We start from the raw sequence: 7,377 nt of genomic DNA, 5'->3' as shown, positions 1-7,377 counted from the left end.
AAAGCTCAATTCTATCCCCGGTCTTTGGTTTTTCAGGATAGCCCGCAGGGACTACATATTTGCATACGGTTGCCTTTCTATCAAACACCACATCAGACTGGCGGAGAGTACCGTCAGCAACACGCATGGCGATCTCGGAGAAATCACTTGAGAGAATTGAGAGGACATTCATGGCTTCCGGATCTCCAAACCGTGCATTGAATTCGATAACTTTTGGACCTGATGCCGTATTCATGAATTGTCCATAGAGGATTCCACGGTAGGGAGAACCCGATGTATCAAGTGCCAAGACGACATCATGCATTATCCGAAGAGCGGCTGCATATTCTGAATCCAGAACAAAGGGGAGTCTGTGATCAGGCATGCTGTATGATCCCATGCCACCGGTATTTGGACCGGTATCACCCTCAAAAGCACGCTTGTGATCCTGGACAAGGGGCATGGGGATGAGAGAATTACCATCGACAAATGCCATAAGGGTGAATTCCTCGCCGATGAGCCGCTCTTCAATGACCATTCCCCCCTGAATGGAACGGGCATACTCGATCGCACCCGCCCGATCGACCTGTTCACCCATTACCTTGACACCCTTTCCTCCGGTCAGGCCGATTGGTTTGATGACAACATCCTCTTCATGTGATGAGATAAAAGCCACTGCATCCTCAGGATCGGAAAAGATGCGATATGAAGGGAGACCTTCGATCCGGTACTCCTTCATGAGCTGTCTGCAGAAGGCTTTGTCTGTCTCGATCCGGGCAGCTGCCCGGGTTGGTCCAAGACAGCCGATACCTATCTCAAGAAGAGCGTCAGTAACGCCGGCATGTAGAGGTGCTTCAGGACCGATCACCGCATAGTCAATCTGATGGCTTTTTGCATACCTGACTATCGCTTCGGTATCAGTCTCGCTTGCAATTAAAAAATCACGGCAGAGTGTAGTAATGCCGGGATTTGCATGTGACATCACGGCATAGAGTACGGACTCCGGATTGCAGGAGAGTGCTCGTGCAAGTGCGTGCTCCCTTCCGCCACCACCCACAACCAGGTAATTCATGCTCATGTATTTGAACCCTTCTCCTATTATACTATCACTTTTTCAAAAGATCGCTTACCCGTGCCAGCGGGCAGAGAGAGATGCCTTCCTTCTCCATCCGTGACGCTGCACCCTGCTCACGATCCACAATGGTCACCACCGTATCGACACAGGCACCAGCCCGCCGCAACTCTTCGACTCCATAGATGGCGGAGCCACCGGATGTGGTGACATCTTCGATGAGAAGCACCCTCCTTCCGGCTACATCTCCGATAATCCGCGCAGCTTTACCATGATCTTTCTCAGTCGCACGGATGATTGCATAGGGTTTCCCCGACACAAGTGATACTGCAACTGCAAGCGGAACACCTCCGACTGCAACACCGGCAACCAGTTCGAAATCATATGCATCAGATACAATACGGCCGATTGCACAAAGCAGGTCAGGATGCGTCACTGCCTGCTTGATATCGACATAATACGAGCTCTTCTGGCCGGAAGCCAGTATAAACTCACCAAATTCAATTGCATGATACTGAATCAGGAGTGATGAAATATCGTCTACCATGGTACATCCTTTATTCCTAGTATATAGCCGATAATATTTGTTCCACGATGAAGAACCGGGGTGAGGATCAAAATTGCAATTGCAATTGGAATTGTGATCGTAGAAAACAACCAACCGGGATCAAAGATGAGAAGCAGGATAAAGGCGCCAATAACAAGATCGAACTGATCGGCAACCGGCCATTTCTCACCCCTTTCAACCCCCCTTCGCCTCTTCAGAAAACTCTTTGCCAGATCGCCGAGGAGTGCCCCGACAGCAAGGAGGGTGATCGAGACGAGCGTATGCTCGGGCAACCAGACGATCTCCGCATGGGAATGGACAAGGATCTGGAGGAGCCCTATGGCAACACCTCCGGCGATCCCGGCAATGAGCCCTCTCACAGTCTTGCCATCACCAAATATCCTTCTGCCATCACGCCAGCATCTTCCACCGTCAATCGGTTTCCCGCCACCAAGTGCAGCTGCAACCGGGTTTGGAAGATAAGCCGGAAGCATCACCCAGAGTGCGGATATGCCGATAATGATGAGCGAATTGATATCGATACCACCCATATCCTATGTACTATGGTGGAAGGTTTAAAAAATACTGTATCACATACTTACTCTGAAGGTTTTCGCGGGTGAATCAAGAATGCTGATTAAAAAGACGAAAAGTATCTGCCCGGTTTGTAGAAAGGTCCTTGATGCCGATATTATCGAAGAAGATAATGCCGTTTGGATCTGCCGTGAATGTCCGGATCATGGCCCAAACAGATCGCTCTACTGGTCTGATTCTGCAATGTACCACAGGTTTGATGCGTATAATGCCATAGGGAACGGTGTTCAAAACTCAAATAAGCCTGAAATCCGGAGTGGATGCCCATATGATTGTGGACTCTGTTCGGAACATAAATCAGGAACCCTGCTAGCAAATGTTGATGTCACAAATCGCTGCAATCTGAATTGTGAATTCTGTTTTGCAAATGCCCGCGCATGTGGTTTTATCTATGAGCCAACGATGGAGCAGATAGAAGAGATGTTTCTGCTCCTCCGATCCCAGAAACCGGTTCCACCCCCGGCAGTTCAGCTTTCCGGCGGTGAACCGACGATGCGAAAAGACCTTCCCGAGATCGTCAGAAAAGCCAAGGAATATGGATTCAGCCAGGTACAGATTGCAACAAACGGTATCAGGCTTGCACAGGATAAACAGCTTGTTTCAGACCTGAAAGATGCTGGCGTTTCCACTATATACCTCCATTTTGATGGTGTCACCAAAGCAACAAATCCCCTTCTTGAGATCAGTAAGAAAGCCATAGAAAACTGCCGCGAAATGAAAGTGGGAATCGTCCTCGTACCTACCATAATTGGTGGAAAGAACCATCATGAGGCAGGTTCCATCATCAAATTTGCAGCTGAGAATATCGATGTGATACGAGGGGTCAATTTCCAGCCGGTTGCATTCACCGGGGCCGCAAGCAACGACGATATCGCAAAGGAACGGATCACCATCCCCGATCTTCTCAAGGGAATAGAAGAGCAGACAGAGGGAGTGCTACAAGCAGCAGACTTTTATCCGATCCCATGTGTCGAGCCGATCATCGATCTGGTAGAATCATACACCGGACGTCCCCAGATACAGTTTACCGCAAACCCACACTGTGGAGCAGCCACCTACCTCTTCGTCACAGAAAACGGGCTTGTCCCGGTGAACAGAATGGTAGATGTTGATGACTTTTTTAAGTCGATTGATACCATTGCAGAGGGTTTGAAGAAGAAAGGAACGATCAATAAATACCGGACCCTCCTTGAGGGTGTCAATCATCTCCGCACAACCATGAAGAATGATCGGCCGGATAAGATTGATTTCTGGGGGCTCATTACAAATGCCCTGATTCACCATAATTTTGATGCTCTCAGAAAATTCCACTGGAATGCACTCTTCATCGGAACCATGCATTTTATGGATAATTATAACTATGATATCAACCGGGTGAACCGGTGCTGTATCCACTATGCAACACCAGATGGCCAGATCATCCCATTCTGCAGTTATAATAGTGGACCGATGAGGCGTGAGGAAGTCTGGAAAAAACACGCACTCGATGAAGAGACTCAATCGTTTTGATAGTGATGTGGTTTTCAGATGATCAGAATCATTCCAAAACCAACCGATACACCCGAGGATAATTCAACACAAATGGTGCTTGATGCACTTGATACGCTGAATGCACAATACGAACTGCTTCATCTCAATGAAATAAATCCTTTCAGGGTTCCCTGCAAGGGTGACCTTATCTGGGTCTGTGGCATTCGCCAGAACGGTGTTGAATTTGAACAGATCAAAGCCCTCTCGTTAACAAACCGACTTGTCAATACCCCGGATGCTATCGCCACCTGTGCAAGCAAGGTGATGACGTCCGCACTTCTCTGCCACCATGGCGTACCAACACCAGAGACACTCTTTACCGCTTCACATGAAGCAGTTGAAGAGTTCCTCATAAAACATGGGAAAGCTGTGTATAAGCCAGTCTATGGATTTGACGGAGATGGCATTTTCCTCTTCTCAGATATCTCCGATCTCGCTGAGCCCCCATATTATATTCAGGAGTATGTCAGAAATGATCGCGATTTCAGGGTTTTTGTCATCGGATATAATGCCGTTGGGGCGATATATCGCCAGTCACCCCACCTGACCCATAATATCCATAAGGGAGGGGTCGGCACACCGGTTGAGATCGATCCCGCAATGAGGGAGATAACTGAAGCGGCAGCGAAAGCTGTCGGAATAGATTATTGTGGTGTTGATCTTCTCAGGACAGATGATGGATATACCGTCCTTGAAGTGAATGGTACACCAAACTGGCATTGCATGGCTGCCCCAATACCCCGTCTGATGGCAGAATACCTGGTCAGAGAAGAAGAGAGTCTAAAAAAATAAAATAAAATAAAATATCTACTGGGCACATTCGATCTCTTTTAGCGTCTTCTCTGCAAGCTCCCTCATTCTGGAGCTTATCCTTCCCGATGATCCAAGTTCTGCATCCTTCATAACATTTGCAAGTTCTGTTGCAAGAATGAAAATTGCATACTTATGCTCAAGTTTGCTTTTATGTACCTGGGAAGGGTTGATCTTCAGGGCTTGGTACTGAGGAAATGAAATATCAGGACTCTTTTCTTCAAAGTAACCCTTGATATCTGCTAACATCTGGTGGAGTGCGATCAACTCATCTTTATGCATCGGATCACCCGCAAGTACGATCGTGATGGCTGGGAATAAAAGAGTATGGATTAAAAAGAAAAACTAAAATACTATTGCATATTCACCATACGTAAAGATATTGGTCTTTTCACAATACCCTGAAAGTCACGCGCAGCAATAAATTCCAGCCCCTTTTCGGCAGCTACATCCAAAATCTTCTGATCCACATTTATATCAAGAAGAACACCTGCACTCTCGGAACCATACTCTTCAAGGAGAGCCTCAAATTCTTGAGGGGAAAAATCATGAAGTGTCGAGAGATCAGGAGAGAGAAAACGTCCAAGACCGCTTCCATACACTGCCTTCATGTGCCTGCCCAGTGTCGCATTTCCTCCTTTCTCCTCAGAGGGCTGGATGAGAGCCGGCTCATTGGAGCCATCATCAGATCTCTTCACCTGAAGGGAACTTTCACCTGGAACTGGTGTGGGTAAGGGGTGGGTTGAACTCCCCTCCCCAACAGAATTCCCCGGAATTTTCTCTTCACTGATATCCGGTGAATACGGATACAGGGTTGGCTGGATTCCATGATCTGATGGAACCTTTCTGATATCACGATTCACCTGATCACGGACATATTCAATCGGCACCTTGTTTCTCAGGGCTTTGACGATCTCCTTCCGGCTGAGATCCTCAACACTCTTGCCTCGTGGCGGATATGCAACAAAATCAATATCCGCAATCTGGAGAAGCTCACGCAGTATCAGTTCCCCACCACGATCCCCATCGAGAAAGACGGTTGCAGTCTTCTTTTCGCAGAGACTGACGATGATATCGGGGACATTGGTTCCTTCTACCGCCACACTGTTTTTTATCCCATACCGGAGGAGATTCAGAACATCCGCTCTCCCCTCAACAATGATGATAGCATCAGATTCTTCGACATTCGGGCCGGCTGGAATTCGCTCTTCCCCAAGAAGCCTGATCTTTTCAATTCTGATCGATTCACGCACCTCATCAAGAAGATCCTGTGAGTCGATTGTGTCCTCTTCAAAAGCATCCAGAAGGAGCTCTTTTGCCCGTTCGATGATCTTTTTCCGTTTCGCTACTCTGATATCCTCAATACATTCCACACGAACGCGTGCAACGCAGGGACCAACCCGATCTATTGTCTCAAGTGATGCAGCAAGTATAGCTGTCTCTGCCCGATCCAGAGACGAGGCAATGAATATTTCACCTGCGGTCTCTCCACGTTTGCTGACGATCTGAACATCAATACGTCCAACCCTTCCGGTTCTCTGGAGATCACGAAGATCGAGATCTTCGCCAAGTAACCCTTCTGTCTGGCCAAATATGGCACCGACTACGTCGGGTTTTTCAACCACCCCCTCTGTTTCGAGATGAATCTGAATAAGATACTTTGTCGTATCTGGTGAATACATGTAAACGCACCTCCATCGATCATGCAATTGTGTCTGCGCTTGATCATAGGCATTATGTCATAAGGATTTGCGATTACTTAAAGTAACCCATGGTGGAAATACCGTTTCAGAACATCAGGCGATCCTGGCATGTGAGAGTATGGAAAAGAGTCATTCCATTCAGTAAATGGTATATTTAGAAAAGTGTGGCAAGCAGTTCTTTACACTGGAGAGGAGTCATCCCGGCAATCTGGATCACTTTTCGCGATGACTGGTGCCCGGATACAATACGAATTTCCGATTTTGAAATACCCATAACCTTTGAGACGAGATCGATGATCGCCGTGTTGGCACGTCCATCAACGGGAGGGGCAGTTATTGCAATGCCGATTGACTTTCGCCAGGCATTATATCCATCGGGAAAGGCATTTCTTCCAGATCCAGGATGTACATCAAGAGCGATCAACAATCCTTCATTGGATATCCGAAATGCATCTTCAAAAGAAGCCATACTAACTATGGGTTAATGTCACCCGGTGAAAACTGATCTCGGTCATCGGTGGCTGCTGCCGTTCCTCCCGCATCAAACCCGTCACCGGGTGGTGCCTGTCTCGCAGACGGGTTGTCCCATGGATCATCTCATGACATACGGCATATGGATCACCTGGGGACCTATGAATGCGAATATGTTGGCACATTATTCTATTTGTTCCCCGGGATGATAACCCCTTCCCGGCATCCATGTTCCAGGCTCATGAGTATACTCTCCCTCGCGATAAGCAATCCTGCCGAAACGAACAACAAGAGAAGGGAAAACTCCCATCATACCCTCATATGGAGTCCACCCACACCGGGAATGGAGTTTTTCTGTTTGTATTTTTTCTGGTTTCATCGCATAGAGGGCAAAATCTGATCTTTCTCCTGCTCCATATCCGGAAGGTGGTATTCCAAGCACCCCGCATGGGGCTGTTGCCGTCTTCTCGATGACAGATTGAAGGGTGAATGTACCTTTGACCACCTCGTTCATCAGGAGCGGGAGCATCGTCTCAACACCAGGGAGCCCGGAGGGGGCTTCTGCAAAAGGAACCTGCTTTTCCTGACGTGTATGGGGGGCATGATCGGAGGCGATCAGATCAATAGCATCCCATGATGCAAAAAGCGCTTTCCGCTCAGCTTCCGGTCTC

General features: G+C 47.9%; 9 protein-coding genes and 1 pseudogene. 2 read left to right on the top strand and 8 right to left on the bottom strand.

Features of this window, described 5'->3' with window-relative positions:
* From purD to QCH34_RS03825, 3 genes are all read right to left on the bottom strand, one after another.
* Positions 1–1,057 (bottom strand): phosphoribosylamine--glycine ligase (gene purD, locus QCH34_RS03835; RefSeq protein ID WP_300330371.1); only part of this gene is annotated, 1,057 nt, incomplete at its 3' end.
* A 28-nt stretch (positions 1,058–1,085) separates the two neighbouring features.
* Positions 1,086–1,598 (bottom strand): orotate phosphoribosyltransferase, encoded by a 513-nt coding sequence (gene pyrE, locus QCH34_RS03830; protein WP_300330368.1) that lies wholly within the window; start codon positions 1,596–1,598, stop codon positions 1,086–1,088.
* Complete coding sequence (locus QCH34_RS03825) at positions 1,592–2,092, bottom strand: CDP-2,3-bis-(O-geranylgeranyl)-sn-glycerol synthase (RefSeq protein WP_300330373.1); 501 nt, start codon at positions 2,090–2,092, stop codon at positions 1,592–1,594. The genes pyrE and QCH34_RS03825 overlap by 7 nt, the downstream gene beginning before the upstream one ends.
* A gap of 136 nt (positions 2,093–2,228) precedes the next feature.
* Here QCH34_RS03825 and tes point away from each other — a divergent pair, with 136 nt between their 5' ends.
* The gene (tes, locus tag QCH34_RS03820) at positions 2,229–3,701 is read left to right on the top strand and encodes a tetraether lipid synthase Tes (RefSeq protein WP_300330363.1); all 1,473 of its coding nucleotides are present in this window, start codon (positions 2,229–2,231) and stop codon (positions 3,699–3,701) included.
* A gap of 18 nt (positions 3,702–3,719) precedes the next feature.
* Positions 3,720–4,514: a RimK family alpha-L-glutamate ligase gene (locus QCH34_RS03815; RefSeq protein WP_300330359.1), complete on the top strand. Its 795-nt coding sequence runs from the start codon at positions 3,720–3,722 to the stop codon at positions 4,512–4,514.
* A 15-nt stretch (positions 4,515–4,529) separates the two neighbouring features.
* Here the strand turns inward: QCH34_RS03815 and QCH34_RS03810 are convergent, their stop codons facing one another.
* The 5 genes and pseudogenes from QCH34_RS03810 to QCH34_RS03790 all read right to left on the bottom strand — a co-directional run.
* Complete coding sequence (locus QCH34_RS03810; RefSeq protein WP_300330356.1) at positions 4,530–4,814, bottom strand: UPF0058 family protein; 285 nt, start codon at positions 4,812–4,814, stop codon at positions 4,530–4,532.
* 71 nt (positions 4,815–4,885) lie between these two features.
* Positions 4,886–6,214: a DNA primase DnaG gene (gene dnaG, locus QCH34_RS03805; protein WP_300330353.1), complete on the bottom strand. Its 1,329-nt coding sequence runs from the start codon at positions 6,212–6,214 to the stop codon at positions 4,886–4,888.
* A 175-nt stretch (positions 6,215–6,389) separates the two neighbouring features.
* On the bottom strand, positions 6,390–6,704 hold the full coding sequence (locus QCH34_RS03800; RefSeq protein ID WP_300330350.1) for a DUF167 domain-containing protein: 315 nt from the start codon (positions 6,702–6,704) through the stop codon (positions 6,390–6,392).
* 1 nt (position 6,705) lies between these two features.
* Positions 6,706–6,831 carry a hypothetical protein gene (locus QCH34_RS03795; protein ID WP_300330347.1) on the bottom strand — a complete coding sequence of 42 codons (126 nt, stop codon included), beginning with the start codon at positions 6,829–6,831 and terminating at the stop codon, positions 6,706–6,708.
* Between the two features lie 59 nt (positions 6,832–6,890).
* Positions 6,891–7,377 (bottom strand): annotated as a pseudogene (locus QCH34_RS03790) (dihydroorotase); the annotation flags it as partial.

It is taken from the genome of Methanocalculus sp., assembly GCF_029762515.1.
GTDB lineage: Archaea > Halobacteriota > Methanomicrobia > Methanomicrobiales > Methanocorpusculaceae > Methanocalculus.
Note: the sequence above shows the minus strand (reverse complement) of the source record. Positions and strands in the feature narration are given on the sequence as shown.

Coding starts and splice junctions, on each gene's coding strand:
- QCH34_RS03800 (WP_300330350.1), bottom strand. CDS start 6,704: ATGGCTTCTTTTGAAGATGCATTTCGGATATCCAATGAAGGATTGTTG.
- QCH34_RS03795 (WP_300330347.1), bottom strand. CDS start 6,831: ATGATCCATGGGACAACCCGTCTGCGAGACAGGCACCACCCGGTGACG.
- tes (WP_300330363.1), top strand. CDS start 2,229: ATGCTGATTAAAAAGACGAAAAGTATCTGCCCGGTTTGTAGAAAGGTC.
- pyrE (WP_300330368.1), bottom strand. CDS start 1,598: ATGGTAGACGATATTTCATCACTCCTGATTCAGTATCATGCAATTGAA.
- dnaG (WP_300330353.1), bottom strand. CDS start 6,214: ATGTATTCACCAGATACGACAAAGTATCTTATTCAGATTCATCTCGAA.
- QCH34_RS03810 (WP_300330356.1), bottom strand. CDS start 4,814: ATGCATAAAGATGAGTTGATCGCACTCCACCAGATGTTAGCAGATATC.
- QCH34_RS03815 (WP_300330359.1), top strand. CDS start 3,720: ATGATCAGAATCATTCCAAAACCAACCGATACACCCGAGGATAATTCA.
- QCH34_RS03825 (WP_300330373.1), bottom strand. CDS start 2,092: ATGCTTCCGGCTTATCTTCCAAACCCGGTTGCAGCTGCACTTGGTGGC.